We start from the raw sequence: 20,734 nt of genomic DNA, 5'->3' as shown, positions 1-20,734 counted from the left end.
CCTTGGTATCGTCTGCCATCACAGAGCCCCCTTGGTGCTGGGAATTAGGCCTTCGATGCGCGGATCGGGCTCGATCGCGAATCGCAGCGCCCTGGCCAAGGCCTTGAACTCGGCTTCGGCGATGTGGTGCGGATCGCGGCCGGCGAGCACCTGCATATGCAGGCAGATGCCTGCATGCAATGCGATCGATTCCATGACATGACGGACAAGCGATCCTGTGAAATGCCCGCCCATCATGCAGTATTCGAAACCTTCGGGCTCGCCGCTGCATACGCAGTACGGGCGTCCGGAGATGTCGACCACGGCCTTGGCGAGCGCTTCATCCAGCGGCACGGTGGCGTCGGCGAAGCGCCGGATGCCGCGCTTGTCGCCCAAAGCCTGCTTCAGCGCTTCACCGAAGACGATGGCCGTGTCCTCCACCGTGTGGTGTACGTCGATGTCGGTGTCTCCGTGGGCGTGAATCCTCAAATCAATGAGTGAATGCTTGCCCAGCGCGTTCATCATATGGTTGTAGAACGGCACTGACGTATCGATGTCGGTCTGACCGGTACCGTCGAGGTCCAGTTCCAGATCGATATGCGATTCACTGGTTTCACGAACGATGTGCGCGGTTCTTGCCATCAGCTCTCCTCTACTATACGCAGCACTTCGGCAAGGGCGGTACGGAAGGTTTCCATTTCCTCATCGGTGCCCATGCATACACGCAGCCATCCGTCCGGACCGACCACGCGGATCAATACACCGCGCTTCAGCAGTTCGTCGAAGATGGCGTCGCGGTGGTCGAAGTGACCGCCGAACAGCAGGAAGTTCGATCCGGATTCCGCCACTTCGAGTGGCTGCCCCTTATAGGTCTGCTGTTTGAGCCATGCGGCGGTTGCTTCGCGTGTTTCACGCAGATGTTCCACACGGCTCAACTGCTCGTCGGTGTGCTCGAATGCGGCGAGCGCGGCAGCCTGGGTCACGGCTGACAGATGGTAGGGCATGCGAACGATGCGCACGCAGTCGATGATGCCTTTGCTCGCGGCCAGATAGCCGACGCGGGCACCGGCGAAGGCGAACGCCTTGCTCATCGTTCGGCTGACCGCCAGATTCGGATGATCCTTGATTAGGCTTACAGCGCTGGGGGTTCCGGGCTTGCGGAATTCCACGTAGGCTTCGTCAATGACGAGAATCGGATGCACGCCTTCGCCGGCACCTGCCACTTCCGCGGTTTCGCAAGCGGTGAGGATACGCTCGATGTCCTCCATCGGCAACGGGGTGCCGGTCGGGTTGTTCGGGCTGGTCAGCAGCACCATGGAGGGCTTGACCTCGGCGATGGCTTCGATGACCTTGTCCACGTTCAGTGTGAAGTCGGGATTGCGATGCGCCAGCTTCCACCCGGTAAAGGTGTCGCGCGCGTACTCCGGATACATCGAATATGTGGGGTCTGCGCCCAATGCCGTTCGGCCGGGGCCGCCGAAGGCCTGGAAGAGCTGAAGCATGATCTCGTTGGAACCGTTGGCGCCCCACAATTCGTCCACATCCAGCCGGGTGCCGGATTCACGGGCCAGATAATCGCTGAACGCCTGGCGAAGCTCGATATGCTCGCGGTCGGGGTAACGGTTCAGCGTGGGTGCGATTTCACGCACGCGCCTGGCGATGGTGTCGCAGACGGCCGGATCGGGAGCATACGGGTTTTCATTGACGTTCAGGCATACCGGAACATCCAACTGCGGAGCGCCGTAGGGTTCCTCGCCGATCAGATCGTTGCGCAGCGGGAGGTTCGAAGGAATAGCGCTCACAGCAGACCAGCCTCCTGCTCCTGCTCACGCAGGGTCGCCTTGTCATACGGGTCCTTGACGAAACGGCTCAGCACACACTCGCCATGTGCGGGCAGGTCTTCGGAGACGGCGAACGCGTTGATGCGGGCCGCCAGAGCTTGAGGCCTTCCTCGTCGTATTCGATGACTTCGACCGGCTTCATGAAGGTGTGCACACCAAGTCCAGCGGCGAAGCGGGCGGTGCCACCGGTGGGCAGCACGTGGTTGGAACCGGACATGTAGTCGCCCAGCGGCACCGGGGAATACGGGCCACGGAAGATGGCTCCGGCGTTCTTGATGCGCTTGACGACCGCATCGGCGTCCTTGGTCTGAATCTCAAGATGCTCGGCTGCGTAGGCGTTGGCCGCATCGATGGACTGGTCGAGGCCGTCGGTAAGCACGATGGCGGACTGCGTGCCGGACAACGAGGTGTGGACGCGTTCGGCGTGCTCAGTCTTCGGCACGCGGTAGTTGAGGTTCTCCTGCACCTTCTCGGCGAATTCCTCGGAGTCGGTGAACAGCACGGAGCCGGCGAGCTCATCGTGCTCGGCCTGGCCGATCAGATCGGCGGCGACCAGGCTCGGGTTGGCGTCCTTGTCCGCGATGATGCCGATCTCGGTGGGGCCGGCGACCGCATCAATGCCCACGAATGCGGAGACGAGGGACTTGGCGGTGGCCACGAAGATATTGCCCGGACCGGTGATCTTGTCGACCGGATCGCACAGCACGTCGCCGTCCTGCGGCTCGCTGCCCTTGGCTCCATAGGCGAACATGGCGATGGCCTGTGCACCGCCGACCGCATACACCTCATCAACGCCGAGGATGGCGCAGGTGGCCAGAATGGTCTTGTTCGGCAGGCCTTCGGCGTCATCTCGGGCAGGCGGGGTGGCGATGGCCAGCGATTCCACACCGGCGGCCTGCGCCGGTACGGCGTTCATGATGACCGAGCTCGGGTAGACGGCCTTGCCGCCGGGCACATACAGGCCCACGCGCTGAATCGGAATCCAGCGCTCGGCGACACGGGCCCCTTCGGCCAGATCAGTGTAAAAGTCCTTGGGAACCTGGTTCTTCGCCACAGCACGCGCGCGGCGCACGGATTCCTCGATGGCGGAGCGCACCTCGGGGTCAAGCGTGGTGAGCGCATCTTCAATGGCCTCGGCCGGCACGCGCAGGTGCTTCGGACGCACATGGTCGAACTTCTCCTCGAAGTCACGCAGGGCGGCGGCGCCGCGTTCCTTGACATCGTCAAGAATCGGACGCACCAGATCGGTGGCTTCGGATGTGCCCATGGCAGCGCGCGGCATCGCGGCAAGCAATTCGGCACGGGACAGTTTCTGACCACGAAGGTCAATGATTCGCATGATGTTCTCGCTCATAAAGCCACATCGTACCAACGTGAGCGGCCTAAGCGTCAAGGAACGCCCATGTTCACCCGTATCGTGAGATTATCATGCGTGATGATGTTCGCGGTGCAGGTTATTGACGCACGCCAAATGTCCGAGTGCCCTCATCAATGAGGGGCACATCATGCACGGCGACGTGACTCACTTCGGACCATCGCGGGCCAACGGCTAATTGCTTAACTAATGCTTGCACTGCATCATTACTCCCCTGCGCCTCCAGCTCGACCGAACCATCGAGGCAATTGCGCACCCAGCCCTGTACGCCTAGCCGACGCGCCTGAGTCACCGTAAAATAGCGGAATCCCACGCCTTGTACCAGTCCGGTGACCACTATATGTTTGCGAATCCTATCTGCCGATTGCTTCATGATGCTCAGTTCCTAGTCCATCGTCCGCAGCATTGGGTAGAGGTTCAGAAACCGCCGGTAAGCGTTGGCATATGTGCGTGCGGTGTCGGGATTCGGCTGATATACAGTGCGTTCGCATACTGATTGCAGCAGGCCCGGTGCATTGAATACTAATGATGCCATTGCCACGGCTGGCAGAATATCGGCGTTGGCGAATACTTCGATGGAATGTTCCAACACATCGGCCAGAATCTGGCACCAGGCCGCCTCTCGTGCACCACCACCAATCAGGGATATTGCCGTCGGCTCGGCATCAAAGCTTTCCATGCCTTGACGGATGGAGAAGGCCACACCTTCAAGCGCGGCACGCATCATGTCTGCCTTGGTGGTGTCCGGATCAAGTCCCACATAGGCACCGCGTATATTCGGGTTCATGACGGGGAAACGCTCCCCCACCAGATATGGCAGGCACAGCACGCCATTGGAACCGGGTTCTGATGCTTCAATAAGTCGATGCGCTTCTGCGTAATTGCCATCGGTGAATACACTGGTCACCCATTTGTGAACGTCGCCGGCATTGAGGAACGGTACTGCGTTCACGAATCCCGGTTCCACGCCGAATGCCAGATTGGCGGCACCTGGCTTGTCGGTGAACGGCTCGGGCGAAACGGTAGCGATCCAGCCCGAGGTACCGATATTGATGTTGTATTGACCCGGCTTGCTCACACCACTGGCTAATGTGGTCGCCCCGGCGTCTCCGATGCCTGCATACACCGGTGTGTCCACAGCGAAACCGGTCGACCACGCCGCGGCAACAGTCACAGTGCCGATCTGATCTTGTGGCTTATGCAATTCGGGCAATATGGCGAGGTCAATTGTTGCGGCCTTGCATAACGCCGCATCCCATTGGCCAGTACGAATATCCATCGCACCTGCCGTGGAGCAGGCCGCCACATCGCCGACGCATTCACCAGTCAGCTGTGCAATGAGATAATCCTTGGAACTGATCACCACATGCCGTATCTTCGCAAATGTTTCCGGCTCATGATTACGGAGCCACATCAGCTTCGGCACAGGCAGACAGCCCTCCAAACGATTGCCCACGGCTTCGAGGAAACGCGCCGTACCGCCCGGATACGCAGTGCCGAGCTGTTCGGCTTCGGCCTCGGCTCGGCCGTCCGAATACAGGATCGCGTTGCGCACAGGTTCGAGCCCGGCACCCAATGCGATGACATCCTGCATCTGCCCACTGCAGATGATGCCGGCGATCTGATTGGGAGCAAAGTCCGCTTCTTGTTTCACGGCGGCGCGCAGCAGGTCCTGGGATACGTCGCAGAACGCCCGCCACCATTCCCTCGGGTCCTGTTCACGATGGTCCCCGTCGATGATCAGCGTCAAATCACGGCTCGCGCTGGCCACGATACGCCCGTCCCGCGCGACCAACGCACCCTTGAGCGCCGTGGTTCCCGAATCGAATGCCGCCGCGTACTGCACGCCGCCACCTTGACAATCGCCGTTGCCTTGACGAGCGTCACCGCTCTGTGTCATGTGTTTCCCCTCCTCGACATGTCCGCAGGTCTTCGACGCGCCGCCGAATGATCCGCTTCCCATCGTAGCCGCCTGTTGTTGCTGTTCACCCGGTGGTAATTGTCCGGTTCTCAATGATGTAACGAACAAACGCCGGCGCAGATTCGCGAAGTGTTCCATGCCTACTTCCTCGAATGGGGATGCATCGGCTTATAGACCGCCTAGAACATAGCACGCATGTGCGGGAGCCGTACACATCATGGAAGGTGGCTAACTCCCGCGGAAGAATGCCAATAGCATGCCTGCTCACGGCGTATCAGTAGACGGAGCAATGAAGACAAAAGAAACAAAAGAGTGACTTCTGTTGTTTTTGTAGGTTGGGTATGTGGTGGCCGTTTCGCTTCGCTGAGAGCGTACCTAGTATGGTACAGATGTTCGTCGTGTGCCACGACGCTGCAATATCGCCTGTGCATTTATCACCAAGAGGGCGACGCTCCACTAACATGACCGTTGCTCCCTTTATATACCACCGGATTCTTCAGTGATAACGTTGCACAAGGGTATTAGACCGGTACGAGGAGCAACAAGGTCGACCCAATATGACGGTGCCGCAACCTATTCATCGCATAGCTGACCAGCATCGACGTGCGCCGGCGTGCTCCCCCCGTTCCGCGGTTTTCTTCATAGAATAGGGTTGAAACAGTACCGATAGGGAAAGTGAGGCATGATGGCGATACAATCGACGATTACCCTTAACAACGGCAGCGTTATTCCTCAGGTCGGTCTTGGTGTCTTCCAGACTCCGGACGGCGAGACCACGGTGAATGCGGTGCAGACCGCATTGGAGACCGGCTACCGCCATATCGACACCGCGATGATCTACCGCAATGAGACTTCGGTGGGCGAAGGCATTCGCCGTGCCGGTGTGCCTCGCGATGACTTTTTCCTGACCACCAAGCTGTGGAATGACGATATCCGCGCGCATCGTGGTCTGGACGCCTTCCAGGAGAGCCTGGATCGTCTGGGACTGGATTACGTCGACCTGTATCTCATTCATTGGCCGGCTGACGGTTGGCAGCAGGCGTGGGATGACCTGCAGGAGATCTACGCTTCCGGTCGCGCGAAGGCCATCGGCGTCAGCAACTTCCAGCAGCACCACATCGAAGAGCTGCTGAACAACAGTGACGTGGTGCCTGCCGTGGATCAGATCGAATCCTCTCCTCAGTTCACCAATCAGGAGCTCATCGACTTCCTGACCACCAAGGGCATCCATACCGAAACTTGGAGCCCACTGGGCGGCACCGGCGGCAACCTGCTGGGCAATCCCGTATTGGCCGAAATTGGTGCCAAGTATGGCAAGTCCGCAGCTCAGGTGGTGATTCGCTGGCATATTCAGCGTGGCGTAGTGGTACTGCCGAAGTCCACCCATGCCGAACGTATCAAGCAGAACTTCGATGTCTTCGACTTCAACCTGTCCCCCGAAGACATGGATGCCATCACCTCGCTCAACACCGGCCACCGCAACGGTGCCGACCCCGACGACTTCGACTTCTAATCGACGCGGCAATCGTGAGTCGGTCTGCGGCGTATAACGGCATGCCGCAGATCGACTCCAAAACGGCGGTTTTCAGCGAAAAGACAAGACGGTAGACTCGTCAGGGCGTTCCACCTGCTGTTCTAGCGTTCACTCCCCCTCTCGTTCTTCGTCACCGTCATCGTCGGACTGCTCATCGCCACCGAACACGGTTTCGAAAACGTCCTTGAACTCACCGAACACGGTTTCGTCACCGTAGACAGGAACATCCCTGCCATCGCCATCCTTCACGCCGCCTGCCACGGCATCCGACGACGCGACCACTTCCACAGGCTCCGGATCGGAGATGTGCAGGTATCCGCCGTCCGCCTTCAGCTGGGCGCGGTTGACCTCCTCCCATGCGTTCTCCCAGTTGAACAGTTCCTCGGCGTAACCCGGATACGGCTCCTTGTTGCGGGTCTCCCATGCGATGATCTGCTTCGGGGTGACCGGCTGGGAGGGGTGGAACTCCTCGGTAAGCCCCTCAGGAATCGGGACGGTGTAGTCGCTGATGTCGTCGTCGCGGTCTCGCGGGTCAGTGAACACGACTTTGGACTTAATGACCTTACCCATGGCAATCTCCTTTACTCGTTCGGCCAACCACCCTGTGCGGTTGGCTCATTGCCTGACACCCCTATCAACCGGACAAAACCCCAAAAACCGAGACACGCCTCAAATTCCAACGAAAAGAGCAGTTGTCAGATTGGTATAGACGTCAGCAAATACCGATGCAATGACAGAAAGGGCATACAGGAGGTGCATATGAATCGTCAATGTCGCAGATGGCGTATGCCCCCTAGCGCAGCACTGAATAGTGCGGCAGATGATGCGGCACGAGAGTCAATCTATAAGCAAGAACGCAGTCTTATCTATGTCTCGCTTACACGAGCCCGTAAGGTAGTTCTGCTGTTGGGACACTGACAAGAAACACCATGATTGGGGCTCTATCTGATTGATCGTGATCAGATAGAGCCCCAATCAATTCATCCTACGATATATCGATCAGCTCACATCGATCAATCGATGACCCGCCAAACCTATCAGCCAGCGTTCGGCGACCCGGTACCCCGAGTAGCGCTGTTCTAAGGCTCGCGCGTAAAGATCCTGCTGAGCTCGGTAATCGTCGGCAAGACGTCTCTGCCAAGCGTCAAGAGATTCCCCGCTCTGCACCCGATCGGTTTTGTAATCGAACAATATGATGGATTGCGTTGCATCATCGACGACGAAGCCATCGATGACACCACGCACTACGATCTCCTCGTTTTCCATGGAGGACAGTGAAGACGCTGTATCCGGAGCCGCAGAACCATCAGCATTCGCGTTGCCGCTATTGAATACCGCCAATTCTTGCGCCCCAATCAGCATGGCGAAAGGCTCTTCCCTGTGCAGATCGGCTGGGTTTGAACGGATTCGGGCAGTAAGCCTTCTCAGAGCATCCGCACTCACAGTTGCACTTTCGTCGGAAACCTGTGCACTATCAATCCGCCCGCCTGAGACAAACCACAGCAGATTCGCCATCATCGTCTCGCTACGCAGAGTTTCGGCCACGGCCGGTGCAATCAGATGCGTGCGCAGCAATTGATTGATAGCCGATTCAATACCAGCACGACAGGATCCGGCATTATCCGAACACCCCCAGTTGTAGATTTCCAACACGTTATGCGCACCGGTGCCCACCTCAGCGGGAGAAGCCTCATGCCTGGCAGATTCAGCCACCATGAAGTCGGGCAAGGCAAAGTCCATGCGGCGCCAGTCATCTTTGGCATCCACAATCACGTTTTCCGTTGCATCATCCGCAACATCACTGTCTTCGCCATCCGTAGTCTGTTGGACACTCTTGGCCATCCAATAACGAGCGCCGGAAGCATTGACAGCAGCTGGCACACGCAGCAAACCGTCTCCATCAACTGCAGGGCGTTGAGCCTCAACATTCATACGCTTCTTGGTGTATGAATACCCTGGCGTTTCCGCACTCATCTCGGTCTGATGTTCAGGATCGTCCGCGTGAACGGAAATCGTAATGCGCATGCTTGGCCGTGCGGTCTGCGGGTCGGCATCATCAGGATTTTGAGGAACCACAATGGCTCGAGGCTCACCGTCGATACGAATATCTTGCCAATCATGCGGAATCTGCGTGGAAACACCCGGCTCTGTCGACTGCTGCCATGCAAGCAGGCCCCCAAGAATCCACGACAAATACCGAGAAGACGAAACCAACGATTGCACCGACAACGCCTTGCGCGGCCCGCAAACGGTATCCACTTCTCGTATCGAAACGTCACCGATAGCCTTTTGCATATCTAGCGAATTGGGCTTATCTTTGGATTCCTTGGCATTCGCCACGATGATGAGCTTCTTCTTCGGTCTAGTCAACGCCACGTAGAGCAGACGCAGCTCTTCCTCCACTCTTTTACGCTTCAACTCCTCCATCACATCATCGCGTTGGAAAGTGCCCAATTTGTATTCATGACGCGTGGAAACTACATTCATGCCAGCTATGCCATATCGCGCACCCGGCTTTTCCACCACGGGAACAGCTGTGTTCTTCACGTTATTCAGCAAATCACCCGAAGCGTTCATCACGATTACCACCGGCCATTGCAAACCCTTGGCCTTGTGAATGGTCATGATATGCACAGCGTTCTTGGTAGGAACCGTTGAAGCCTCCTCCCCTGCCTTGGCATCCGTTGCCCAAGATTCCACGGCATCGAGAAACGCACGAAGATTATGACCATGTGTGGATTCATATGTTCTGGCCTTGACGCAAAGCGATTCCAAATTGGCTTTGCGCTGCGCGCCTTCCGGCAACAAGCCCGCATAATCGTACAAATCCGTTACCGCATACAGATGCCATAACAGTTCATCCAGCGGATGGCCGGAAGCAAAGTCACGCATATCACTCAGAAGATTCAGGAACGCTCGACATTTGTCAGTCAGTTCCTGGGTGCGCCATTTATGCGCCAAATCGGTCGCAGTATCTTCGGGGTTGGCATCATTCGTGTCATCTGCATTGTCTGTATCAGACTGCACGTCAGCTGTTGCATGCCATTGATTCTCGAATTCACTGGCCACCCAGATTTGCCCGTACAATCCACCCTTCGTCTGCATACGCAACCGCGCCAGATCATCATCAGTAAAGCCAAGCGAACGCAGCACAGTGACCAGTGGAATATCCTGATGCGCATTGGCAATGACTCTCAACCAGTTGAGCGTCAAGGCAATCTCCGGTTTCTTGTAGAAGTCGCCTACCCCCTTCACTTCCACCGGGATGTTGGCAGCTTGCAACCGATCCGCAAGATCTCCAAAATAGGTGGCGCCACGCGAAAGAATCGCAATGTCACCATACGAATAGCCCTCCCGAGCAATCAATGACCGTACACGGCGCACAATCATGTCCACTTGCAGCTGACTTTGCACGCAACGCAAATTGCCTTGGGGTTTTTGGGGTTCCGGCTTGTTGCCGACGGGGCTGTCACCGACATCTTCCCGTTCACCTTCCAAACACAGCAGCAGTTCCACGGCATCGCTCCGGAACGACGCATCCGGCTCAGCTACATCACTGTGGGCATCAGCCCGCATGCGCAAACGTTCGGCACGATAATCCACCTTGCCCATGTCGCGAGTCATCAACCCATCAAACACTGCATTCACAAACGTGATGATCTCCGGCGTCGAGCGATAGTTCACCCATAATTGGCTGGTATGCTCCGGCGGAACCTGATCGCAAATCTCCTTGAAAGCCTCCGGAGAAGCGTCACGGAAACCGTAGATGCTTTGTTTGACATCGCCCACCATAGTGAGCTTATCCGCTTCACTACTGATGTATTGCACGAATGCGTTCTGCAACGCATTATCATCCTGACTCTCATCCACATAGATGCAACGCCACTGATCGTGGATGCGCTGTGCCGCTTCCGGCTCTTGCAATATGGAAAGAGCCCATTCCGCCACGTCGCTGAAATCAGCCAATCGCATGCGTCTTTTCTCAGCACGGTATGCATCATCCAAAAGATGAATGAAACAAACCAGCGTATCCAAACGATGCTTTATCCGCTCATACAACAGGTTGGTGTCTTCCAGCGAGAAAGCGAACATCGACAGTATCTTCTTCAGAGGTTGTTGAATATCGCTTACCGACTGTGCGAGTTCCTTCACACCTTCACAATTGGTTTTTACTTTGCCTTTGAAAACGTCTTTTAATACGTTTGTTGTCTGCGTGCAATTTGTAGTAACTGCATGGTACAGACCATTATCAGGATGTTCCTGCTCGTCGCGGAAAAGCGCATACAGCTCATTCCATGTACTGTTGCGCATCAATTCCGGCAGGGTATCCAGCTGAGAAAGCGACCGCAAATAGTGGCTGTCCTCCGGGAAATTGGCTTCCGGGTATTGTGAAGCATACGTTTTCTCGATATATTCAATCCGCTCCAGCAGCACCGGATACACGCTGTTGAACTCGGTAATACACGCGTCGATACGCCGGTCAAGCGCGTCGCTCACCCCGTATACAGGCTTATCAGCGGCGAACTTCATATCATACGGTTCACTCACATTACGCAGCCATGCGAGGCCATCCGGTTTGGTTAACGCCGTGCCGTACAGGCTGAACATCAAGCTGCGCAAATCTTTGTCTTTTCGGGCACCGCCAAAGCTTTCCAGGAGGTCCATGAAATCGACATGATGGCTATCGTTTTCGCTGTACCACTGTTCAAACAGACTATCCGCAACCTGCCGTTGCAAATCATGGCGCATCGCTTCGTCAGAAAGAATCTGCTGCCCTGGCTCCACTTGAGGCAGAAGCTCAGAATTGCGATCAACAATATATTTCGCAAGTGCATCGATGGTACTGATATGCGCAGCAGGCAAATCAGCGAGCGCTTGCGTGAACACCCTGCACGCCAATGGACAGTCGATGAGTATTGCCTGTGCCAATGCCCCATCATCACCGCCGATTTCATACTTATCATCGTGTTTGACAAGATGCCGCGGGTCACAATGCTCATTAGCCGCAGCAAAATCGATGGCAAAACGAAGATTGGACTCTAGCCGCCTACGCATTTCCGCCGCTGCCGCTTCGGTGAACGTGATCACCAAAGAAGCGCGAATCGACTGTGGGCTAGCGGCACTCCGATTGCGCTCCAACAAATCAAGCAGCACGTCCTGTAACAACTGGGTGGTCTTGCCAGTACCAGCGGAAGCATTGATCACATACGTATTCTTATTCATGGCAACTATCCCCCTTACCGCTTCTTCCGAACCATCGTCATGGCCGTATGAATGAGTGCATCTTTTGCAATCGGATCTTCGTAGTGGAAGGCCTCACCGTTCAACATATCCACGGCAATCACATCCGTATACGAGCTGCGGACCAAGCCATCATCCGCCTTTGGATCCAAGGTTTTATAAGGCTGCACCGGCAAGTTCCCGGCCATGATGTTCTCGCAGGCTTCTTGGATCTTCAACTGCACGAAATCACAGATAGCGTTGAACTCGTCATCTTGTATCTGAGCCCAAACGCCAGGAGCGCTTGTTATCCAAGGATTCACGATGGTTGCACCACTGCCTAATCCCATGTTCCAGGCTGAGACCCATGAGTCATCTTGGAACAATGCCGTCACACCGTCGCTCAGAGGACCCTTCGTTCGCGTTGCAATCCAATCCGGGAATGCCACTGGTCTGACGGTGTCGTTTTTACGCCGAATCGGCACAAAGAACAAACCAATAAGCGGTACATCCGTATTACGCTGCGCCGCTCGGGCATAGGTAAACAGCTGGAGCTCACGACCGTAGTGGATGGCGGAACCCTTATCCACATCCGGACTTTTCTCTGATGGCTTTGAGCCGAACAACTGCTTGGCCGAGGATTTGTAATCCAACACCAGCAGCCCTTCAGTGCTCGTCTCACCGTCTGAAGCAATAACCTTATCGATACGATCAACCTTGCCATTAACATGCAGCGGGAGGGACACCATCTGCCCGTTTACTAACCCATTGAGGTATCCATCAGCTAACGCTTCCCATTTGCTGGGCTTGTTGTTGATAGTTCCGAACTGTCGCTCAGTGTGCAAAGGGACGATACGATTTGCGGATATGACACTCCGCTTGTTCTTCTTGTCATTCTTACCTTCCTCATCCTTGGACTGTTCCTGCCGCAGTTTGCCTTCGGCACACCAAGCAGTGCGAATACCATCCATGTATGCAGCCATGTTGAGCAGCGTGTAAGTGAGCTGTTGATGCACCATACGCATTCGTTCACTGGAGCCCAATACAGACATGCGAGGATCTTCTTCCAACACGCTCCACTGGTCATCTGGCGAGGCATCGCTTCGGTCAAGGCGAGCATAATCGCGTATATAGGCCTGCATCTGATGCAGCTCGGGTGACTCTCCAGGATGCTCGGTGACCCATCGGCCAACGGCATGTTCGAGTACCGCATGGTAGAAATTGCCCTCCAGCATGGAATCCAATTGGTATGGACGCAGAGGCTTGATTTTCAGTCCGTACTCGAGGAAGTAATCGTACGGATTACAGTAATACTTTTCGATAGACGATACCGAGGCGTCGAATACCCTGGAATCAGACACAGTACCATCTGCATCTGCAGTTGTTTTTGCAGTCGTATTTGCATCGTTGTCGGAGTCGTTCCTCTGACTCTTAGTGAACAACAGCGTGGCCAACTCTCGATCGAGAGGTTTCGTCTGGTCTGGCAATGGAATCAAACGTTCTTCGATATCGTGTCCCCATTCACAGGCCTTATGTCCCTCCTGAGAATCAGCTGCGCGAGGAGCGACAGTGTTCACGTAGGAGGAAGGCTGTTGTGCCGCACCATCCAAGGTTTTCGGCCATGTCATAATCAGCGCATCGCTGGCATGCGTGGTCAACATATTGAAAGCCAATGGTTCTCGGCGGGCTTTAGCATCCAAAGTGGAACGCAGAATCGACCAGGCTTCCACCCTTTTGCCGCGCGCAGCCAATACGTCTGCAAGCAGGTAACGTTCACTCTCATCCAACAAGCCGCTTTCATGTGGAATTGCCGGCAATTGCGATTCGCTCGCGCCAAGTACGTATACAAGTCGGTACTGCCGCATTGGGGTAGGGAATGTCACCACATCCACTGCGTTCAATGCCTTCGGACGAGTGCCTAATGGTTCGGCTCTCAGCAACGATTCGAGGTTGTCTTTGAATGTGGGCGCAAACACAGCGAATGGTTCATCGCCGAATTGCTGGACCATCTCATTCAATGCGCCCATGATGGTATCCCACACTTGGCGAGTGCGGTTGATACGGTACTCGTTCCTCTTGCCGGACTCCACCCCCGTGTTCCAAACGGCTTTGTTCACTTTCATGTCGATAAGGAACTGCACCAAAGAGCGAATCTGCTCTCGTACCGTCACATCGTTGACGCCATTATCAATGCCATCGCCCGGATAGTCAGCACAAGCTCTAAGCCCATACTGATGCTCAGCCTGAGTAATGCATATGCTGATGGCGTGGGCCGCCTGCCATTCAGAAGCAGGATTCGTTGCGCCATCTTCAGCGAGCTGCCACAGCATGGAGGGATTCTGAGTAGCCAGTAAATTCTCCAGCTTGTCCAATGTAGATGAGGAAATTGGTCTGCGCTTCATCGCGCCAGTTGCATAATCCCTATAGTCAATGGTGACTCCGCGCATCAGCCCGCTACGGAACACGCGCAGAATAGTGGCTGGTTCACGACGATACAGCGCCGGATCCAACAGTCCGAGCACAACATCCGCCAATGGATCATCGCTCATCATGGCCGCAGGCGTAGTGTTCACCGGCACAGATCTATAGGAGAATTCCGTATCCAGCAACGCACGATATGGGCTCATGTCTCGGGCAGCAACCAGCACATCACCAAACGAGAGTTTCCCGCGAGAATCCTTAATCCGCCGTGCAATATCCGATGCCACGAATCGAATCTCCTCAGCTGGATTATCAATCGGCTTTGCTATAACCGGAGTGTCAGTCACAGGCCGCACAGGTGCAAGGGCATGAACGGCATCGTTTGAAGAGCCTGTGAGCAGGCTCAGCAAATCACCGTACGGAACCTCAGCCATATCTGAATCGCAAACGAGTTGCGAATACCGTTCAACCCATTGCAAAGCGAGCGCCTCTGAGGGCGCAATGTTCTCGAAACCAAACAGTCCAAATCGATATGCCGAACCATGAACAGCCAACCATGATTTCATTACCGGGGCAATCTCACCCGGTAACGCGTAATTATCCGCATATTCATGTTCCACCAGTTCCAGTAACGAATGCAAGGCCTGGAACCGGCTTGCATTCGAGCTTGCGAGGCTTCCCGTGTTCTTCTGAGCCGCAGCATGAAGATCATCCGAACTGACACCGGATTTACGTAATTCCTCAACCTGCGCAGCGAACTGATTCACGGAACCGAAAGTTCGCCCAGCCTCACGAAACAGATCTGGTCTTTTGCTCATCTCCTGCGCAAGCAGGACTCGCATGAGGAAAGGCGAAAGTGTGGGACGCATGAATACGGCATCATCATGATTGCCGATAACCGAACGCACAAAACTAATGAAAGAATGGACGCTTACGTCCACTTCACGCTGCTGGGATAGTTCATGGCTACGCATGATACGCAACGCCTCACGCTCCGCATAAGAACGCAGACGAGCTGGAGTAAGCACCACAATGTGCTGGCAGCTTGGAGAAGCAGTATTGTCAGACAACATGCGTTCCAGCAGTGATTTCAATGTGCCACTCATCGGGCTCCCCCTTCATTGGAAGATGTCATATTCTGTACATTACCTCGGGACACTTGCCATATCATGAAGCACCACTCAAACATCGGGCAGTTTCCTTCCATTCTTCACCATGTGTATTCGCGACCGCCTTATCGGCCGCCTGATTCTATGAACCTGACAAGTTGTTCACCGAGAGAGACATAGACAGCGGCACGCCTCACATTCCAATGTTTTCGGGAAGTCGAAAACCGCGTCTCACACCGCGTCTCAAACTGACTTCCCGAAAACATGGACCGAGGCTCTCGATCGTTCATCCCGCTGCGTATCAGTCCGTACCGTGACCGGCGTAGATCACATCGGCGAAGGCGGTCCGCGTACTGTCTGAGTCCGTGAATATGCAGCTGTCGTTGATGTCACACTTCGCCTGAAGCCCCTTCACCTCATACTGCCGAGACACAAAGCGTGCGCATTGGATCGGGGTGCCGGCGCCAGAGACGTATTGGCAAGACCATTCGCCATCGCTTTCGCCGCCATCCTTGAATTCAGCCACGTCACCGGTAACCTGCGCATCGAACGTGATATTGAAATACCCGTTGGAGTCCGGCTTGGAAGCGTAATTCGTTATGGTGGAATTCACTTCCGAAACATCGTATCGGCAGGCTTTGGATATGCTTTTGCCGACGACCAGAGCATACTCCTTCCCGTTCAGATACAGTTTCTCCAGTGTCTGGCACATGTCTAGCCTAGCGATTTCATCCGCCAGCTCCTGCTGAATGCCCTGATCCGTCGTAATGGCATCCGTGGCGTTCAATGCATTCAGATGATCATTCGAGGACAGGCCGATGCCGATGGATCTGCCGTAATCAGTGTCTGCGGTAATCGTTTCCTTCCATGCACCCTGATACCACGAGCCCGTGCTCTTCACCTCATAGACGCCGGGAACCATGACATATTTCGTACCGGTTCCAGCATTTGCGCCTTCCACGGTAGCGTCCGCGGCAGTGACCATACGGAACAGCACCGGGTCCACTGCCTTCCACCGGTTCCCCTCCTCCTGGCGCATGACCAGTTCCGTGTTCTGCTTCTTGCCGTCCACCACATAGGAGACGGCAATGGAGCGCACGCGGTCGCCTGTCTTCTTCGAGTCGCCAACCACGATCTGCTCAATCGGTTTGGACGGTTTGACGCTCAGATAGGTTACCTTCCCAATGGCCTGTCGCGTCATCACCGACTGTTCGGCGACTGCCTTGGCATCTCCTGCAACGACCGACTCCATCAGCCTCTGAGCCGCGGAGCTGGCACCATCCATGCTGCAGGCAGTCAAGGGAGCCACCATTGCGCAAGCGAGGGCAGCCGCCATTACGGTCTTCCCCATCGTTCCCAAACGTGTCATCATCTCGTTACCTTCCTTACACCCATTCCGGGCAGTCAATGTGATTCGCTTCCTGCGAACCGTTCACCTCCTAGAACCGGACAACACACCACTGCGTCACGACACGCCTCAAATTCCAACGTTCTCGATGATTTGAACACCATTGTCCGGTTGTATCTGGTGTCAGCGCATGGCGATGGATTCCACCATCAATCAACGCTGACGGCTCCGGCGTTGCAGAGGCGGCACACCATGAGCCGAACAACCCGCCTCGAGAGATCAGGAGAATATCATGAAGCACACGAGCAAAGCCGCTGTCGCAACGATCATCACCGCCGGTACCATAGTCGCACCGCAGATGGCGATGGCGGACGAAACCGTCTCCACTCCTCAGGACCAGATCGCTTCGGCCGCACAGGCCGTGTCCGAAGCACAGCAGGCAGTGTCCGAGGCACAGCAGATTGCCGGCGTCCCGCAGGCGCAGCAGAAGGCCGACGAAGCGGCCTCCGCGTTGAACCAGGCACAGACCGCGCTGAATAATGCGCAGTCCACCAAGCAGAACACCATGCAGCAGCTCGATCAGGCGCAGCAGAACAACACCGCAGCCCAGCAACAGCTTGCCGACGCCAATGCCGCACAGCAGCAGGCGCAGACCAATTACGACAAAGCCGTCGATCCCGCGACTCAGCAGGCAGCTCAACAGGCCGTCGATCAGGCACAGCAAGCCGTGACCGATGCCACTGACATGCTGAAGGAAGCCAACGATGCAGTACAAAGCGCCCAGCATGACGCCGATACAGCGTTGCAGAACCAGAAAGACGCCGAATCCAAGCAACAGCAGGCCCAGAAAGAAAGAGACGATGCGAAGAAGGATGTTGATGCCAAGCAGCAGGCCATCGACATGCCCGATTCCGTAAAGCAGGCGTTTGAAGCCGCCAAGAAGGCCCAGGAAGATGCCGCAGCCAAGCAACAGGAAGCGGCAGCCACCGAATCGGGAGCGTCCACTGACGCAGCGGCCAAGAAAAACGCTTCGGATGAGGCCGCGAAAGCCGCATCTGAAGCCAACAAGGATGCCGATGCAAAGAAAGCCATCGCCGACAACGCCGAGTCTGAATGGAACAAGGGAGCTCTCGGGTTCTTTGAAGCCAATGGCCTCGACAAGGCAGCCAATGCCATCAAGGACTGGCAAGGAAAGGTCTGGTACAAACTTGGAGACAAGGATTCGGCAACCTCGTTGGACAACATGGCACAAACCGCAAAGGTCATGAAAGAAACCAATGAGATTCGCAAAAGCCTTGGCCTGAGCGAGCTCAACTATAGCGCATATCTTGCCGCCGCCGCTCAGGCCGCCGCAGATTACAATACGTTTGACGGCGGTGGGTTCGGCCACGTGTTTGTATATGGCGGCTCCCAGAACCTCGCTTGGGGGTATGATGATCCGCTTGACGCTGGTATTACGCCGAAAAGAAGATCTGGGATTCCGGCAATCACGATTATTCCGCCACTGGTCACTACCAGAACATCATTAACCCGAATATCAACACCATCGGAACTGGCACCACTTTCTCCGATGGGTCGGGTCTCAAGGTAGACGCCCAGAACTTCGGCTATGACGCCGGCGACATGACCGTTGACGAATATGTGACCAAGCTGAGCGCGTACATGGACGGTCTCAAGAATGCAGGCTCCATTTATCAAACCGCACTTGACAAGGCCGCCCAGGCGCAGGCGAATGCCAAAACCGCCGCAGACGCATTGGCCAAAGCCAACGCCAAGGCCGCTGAAGCCACTGCAGCACGCGAGGCTGCAGATAAAGCGCTCAAGGAAGCCAACGAGAAGCTCGCGGCAGCGAAGAAGGCCTATGACGACGCCGCTGCAACACAAGCCGACAAAGTGGAAGCTCTGAAGAAAGCCCAGGAAACGCTCTCTTCCAAGGAGAACGCTCTTACGGAAGCCAAGAACGCCACCGCACAGGCAACCGAAGCGGCAACCAAGGCCAACGAGGCTTTGCAGACAGCCAAGTCCAAGGTCAAGGAAGCCCGACGGAACCTTGATGCGGCAAACGGCAAACTGTCCGAAGCCACTGCAGCACAAAAGGCTCTTGACCCTGATATCGCACAAGCTGCACTTGATAAGGCAAATGCCGCTTTGGAGGCAGCCAAAGCCACTGCTGAAGCCGCTGCGCGCAAGCTAGAAGATGCCACTTCCGCCGATGATACCGCAGGCAAGACCCTTGCGGCAGCGCAGAAGGTCTACGATGCCGCCAAGGCTGACAAGGATTCCGCAGACAAGGCACTTGCAAGTGCCAAGGCTCTCGCTTCCAAGCTCGAACAGGCTCAGAAAGACAACGAGCAGGCTGCGCACAATGCCGCCGACAGGGAGTCGGCAGCGAAACAGAATGCAAAGGATGTCGCTGGCCAGGCGCTGTCAAACGAAAACGGCACAACCGCGAATGATGATTTGGCTGTCACCGGCGCGACTACTGCCCTGCCGTTGACCATGATGGCCATCGCCTCGCTTGCAGGAGCAGGCTGCGTCTTCGTCAAGATGAAGCTCGCCCATGACTCCGAATCCCACGAACGTGACTGATTTCGGTTAAAAACGAGCCTATAAGGTGCTGGATGGGATTACTGCCATCCAGGTGCCACCCATCCAGCACCTTACGGGTTCTGATTGGAGCACATAAGCTGATACTGGCGCTGGACACTAGTTCATTTCGTCAAAGGTGAGGCGCATCTGGTGCCAGCGGACGTTGCCGTGGGTTGATGAGGAAACGCCTTCGTCGATATAGCCGAAACGCTGGTAGAAGCCGATGAGGTGTTCCTTGCAGGTGAGCACCAGCCCTCGTCGCCCGACTGCCTTGGTGTCCTCGATGACGGCGTGCATGAGAGTGCTGGCATGTCCGCGATGCTGGAATCTCGGATCGGTGTCAACGCCGAAAATCATCTGCCATTCGCCGTTTGGATTATGCAACGTGGCATCGGCATACATATCATCGGTCAAATCAGGGCAGTCGGTTGCGAAGCCATTGATAAAGGATATGATTGTCTGCTCTTCGGTGAGCAGCCAGAAGAAGTCAGGATACACGGTCAGCCGGGATTGCAGCTCATACGAACTGGCGGCTTCCGCAGGAGGGAAGCATGCGGCTTCAATGGCAGACAAGGATTCCAAATCAGCCATAGTGGCATGACGGATGTTTTCAGAAACGCTCATAAGGATATTGTTACGCGCCAGTGTGTCGTGTGCCTCTCCCCCACCCGGCTGTCGCCGGAGGGGCTGGATAAAGGGAAAGCCCCGGTACCGTGTGGGTATCGGGGCTTCATGAAGAGTGTGGTTGCGGCGGCGTGCTACTCTCCCACACCCTGTCGGGTGCAGTACCATCGCCGTGCCAGGCCTTAGCTTCCGGGTTCGGAATGGGACCGGGCGTCTCACCTGGGCCATGGCCGCCGCAAGAATCATGTTGTACGGTCGGGAATCGTGTTCCCGCCGGCATGTGGCGGTTTGGGAACCGGAGGATGGACGCGAGACTGCTTGCTGTTTCGTGCGATGCGCTTGGGAAGCCGGATGCCGTCTCCCTGTCGTCCGCATCATGCCGTCGCAGTACGGTGTCCCGACCCTCTTGGGTCGGTGTGTTGTGTGGCGTTCCCCCGTTAGTACCGGTCGGCTCCACCCCTCGCGGGGCTTCCACGTCCGGCCTATCGACCACGTGTTCTGCATGGGGGGTCACCAGGCCACATGGGCCTGTAGGAATGCTTATCTTGGAGCAGGCTTCCCGCTTAGATGCTTTCAGCGGTTATCCCTTCCGAACGTGGCCAACCGGCCGTGCCGCTGGCGCGACAACCGGCATACCAGAGGTTCGTCCACCCAGGTCCTCTCGTACTATGGGCAGGCCTCCTCAACATTCCAACGAGCGCAGAGGATAGAGACCAAACTGTCTCACGACGTTCTGAACCCAGCTCGCGTGCCGCTTTAATCGGCGAACAGCC

General features: G+C 56.0%; 12 protein-coding genes, 2 rRNA genes and 1 pseudogene. 3 read left to right on the top strand and 12 right to left on the bottom strand.

Annotated features, from left to right (window positions below):
- Positions 1 to 18: 18 nt before the first annotated feature.
- The 5 genes and pseudogenes from hisB to BREU_RS05310 all read right to left on the bottom strand — a co-directional run bounded on the left by hisB (position 19) and on the right by BREU_RS05310 (position 5,095).
- A complete protein-coding gene (hisB, locus tag BREU_RS05330) occupies positions 19 to 621 on the bottom strand; it encodes an imidazoleglycerol-phosphate dehydratase HisB (protein WP_044088753.1) in 603 nt (200 codons plus the stop codon).
- A complete protein-coding gene (locus BREU_RS05325; protein ID WP_044088752.1) occupies positions 621 to 1,781 on the bottom strand; it encodes a histidinol-phosphate transaminase in 1,161 nt (386 codons plus the stop codon). Before BREU_RS05325 ends, hisB begins: the two co-directional genes overlap by 1 nt.
- Positions 1,778 to 3,174, bottom strand: a pseudogene (gene hisD / locus BREU_RS05320) (histidinol dehydrogenase). Before hisD ends, BREU_RS05325 begins: the two are co-directional and overlap by 4 nt.
- 100 nt (positions 3,175 to 3,274) lie before the next feature.
- A complete protein-coding gene (locus BREU_RS05315) occupies positions 3,275 to 3,568 on the bottom strand; it encodes an acylphosphatase (protein WP_044088750.1) in 294 nt (97 codons plus the stop codon).
- 12 nt (positions 3,569 to 3,580) lie between these two features.
- Complete coding sequence (locus tag BREU_RS05310) at positions 3,581 to 5,095, bottom strand: xylulokinase (RefSeq protein ID WP_044088749.1); 1,515 nt, start codon at positions 5,093 to 5,095, stop codon at positions 3,581 to 3,583.
- Between the two features lie 706 nt (positions 5,096 to 5,801).
- On the opposite strand from BREU_RS05310, the gene BREU_RS05305 reads away from it, so the two are divergent.
- Positions 5,802 to 6,629, top strand: coding sequence for an aldo/keto reductase (locus tag BREU_RS05305; protein ID WP_044088904.1), 828 nt, complete (start codon positions 5,802 to 5,804; stop codon positions 6,627 to 6,629).
- A gap of 129 nt (positions 6,630 to 6,758) precedes the next feature.
- Here BREU_RS05305 and BREU_RS12340 read toward each other — a convergent pair whose 3' ends face one another.
- From BREU_RS12340 to BREU_RS05285, 4 genes are all read right to left on the bottom strand, one after another.
- Positions 6,759 to 7,220 (bottom strand): hypothetical protein, encoded by a 462-nt coding sequence (locus BREU_RS12340; RefSeq protein ID WP_238567012.1) that lies wholly within the window; start codon positions 7,218 to 7,220, stop codon positions 6,759 to 6,761.
- A gap of 429 nt (positions 7,221 to 7,649) precedes the next feature.
- Entirely contained in the window at positions 7,650 to 11,873 is a 4,224-nt protein-coding gene (locus BREU_RS05295; RefSeq protein WP_052382040.1) for a UvrD-helicase domain-containing protein, read from the bottom strand.
- Positions 11,874 to 11,887: 14 nt separating this feature from the next.
- A complete protein-coding gene (locus BREU_RS05290) occupies positions 11,888 to 15,397 on the bottom strand; it encodes a PD-(D/E)XK nuclease family protein (protein WP_044088747.1) in 3,510 nt (1,169 codons plus the stop codon).
- A gap of 304 nt (positions 15,398 to 15,701) precedes the next feature.
- A complete protein-coding gene (locus BREU_RS05285; protein ID WP_140462438.1) occupies positions 15,702 to 16,700 on the bottom strand; it encodes a hypothetical protein in 999 nt (332 codons plus the stop codon).
- Positions 16,701 to 17,040: 340 nt separating this feature from the next.
- On the opposite strand from BREU_RS05285, the gene BREU_RS11240 reads away from it, so the two are divergent.
- Entirely contained in the window at positions 17,041 to 18,339 is a 1,299-nt protein-coding gene (locus BREU_RS11240) for a hypothetical protein (RefSeq protein WP_052382039.1), read from the top strand.
- A 32-nt stretch (positions 18,340 to 18,371) separates the two neighbouring features.
- On the top strand, positions 18,372 to 19,337 hold the full coding sequence (locus BREU_RS05275) for a hypothetical protein (protein WP_044095850.1): 966 nt from the start codon (positions 18,372 to 18,374) through the stop codon (positions 19,335 to 19,337).
- A 117-nt stretch (positions 19,338 to 19,454) separates the two neighbouring features.
- Here BREU_RS05275 and BREU_RS05270 read toward each other — a convergent pair whose 3' ends face one another.
- The 3 genes from BREU_RS05270 to BREU_RS05260 form a co-directional block, all read right to left on the bottom strand.
- Positions 19,455 to 19,961, bottom strand: coding sequence for a GNAT family N-acetyltransferase (locus tag BREU_RS05270; RefSeq protein ID WP_044088745.1), 507 nt, complete (start codon positions 19,959 to 19,961; stop codon positions 19,455 to 19,457).
- A 121-nt stretch (positions 19,962 to 20,082) separates the two neighbouring features.
- Positions 20,083 to 20,199: ribosomal RNA gene (gene rrf, locus BREU_RS05265) — 5S ribosomal RNA — on the bottom strand.
- 179 nt (positions 20,200 to 20,378) lie between these two features.
- A 23S ribosomal RNA gene (locus BREU_RS05260) occupies positions 20,379 to 20,734 on the bottom strand; the annotation flags it as partial.

The sequence above is a fragment of the Bifidobacterium reuteri DSM 23975 genome (assembly GCF_000741695.1).
In the GTDB taxonomy this organism is placed as follows: domain Bacteria; phylum Actinomycetota; class Actinomycetes; order Actinomycetales; family Bifidobacteriaceae; genus Bifidobacterium; species Bifidobacterium reuteri.
This window is presented reverse-complemented; position numbering and strand designations above follow the sequence as displayed.

What these genes read in the sequence shown, in the direction of transcription:
- hisB (WP_044088753.1), bottom strand. Translation starts at nt 621, where the DNA reads ATGGCAAGAACCGCGCACATCGTTCGTGAAACCAGTGAATCGCATATC.
- BREU_RS05315 (WP_044088750.1), bottom strand. Translation starts at nt 3,568, where the DNA reads ATGAAGCAATCGGCAGATAGGATTCGCAAACATATAGTGGTCACCGGA.
- BREU_RS05310 (WP_044088749.1), bottom strand. Translation starts at nt 5,095, where the DNA reads ATGACACAGAGCGGTGACGCTCGTCAAGGCAACGGCGATTGTCAAGGT.
- BREU_RS05305 (WP_044088904.1), top strand. Translation starts at nt 5,802, where the DNA reads ATGGCGATACAATCGACGATTACCCTTAACAACGGCAGCGTTATTCCT.
- BREU_RS12340 (WP_238567012.1), bottom strand. Translation starts at nt 7,220, where the DNA reads ATGGGTAAGGTCATTAAGTCCAAAGTCGTGTTCACTGACCCGCGAGAC.
- BREU_RS05295 (WP_052382040.1), bottom strand. Translation starts at nt 11,873, where the DNA reads ATGAATAAGAATACGTATGTGATCAATGCTTCCGCTGGTACTGGCAAG.
- BREU_RS05290 (WP_044088747.1), bottom strand. Translation starts at nt 15,397, where the DNA reads ATGAGTGGCACATTGAAATCACTGCTGGAACGCATGTTGTCTGACAAT.
- BREU_RS11240 (WP_052382039.1), top strand. Translation starts at nt 17,041, where the DNA reads ATGAAGCACACGAGCAAAGCCGCTGTCGCAACGATCATCACCGCCGGT.
- BREU_RS05275 (WP_044095850.1), top strand. Translation starts at nt 18,372, where the DNA reads ATGACCGTTGACGAATATGTGACCAAGCTGAGCGCGTACATGGACGGT.
- BREU_RS05270 (WP_044088745.1), bottom strand. Translation starts at nt 19,961, where the DNA reads ATGAGCGTTTCTGAAAACATCCGTCATGCCACTATGGCTGATTTGGAA.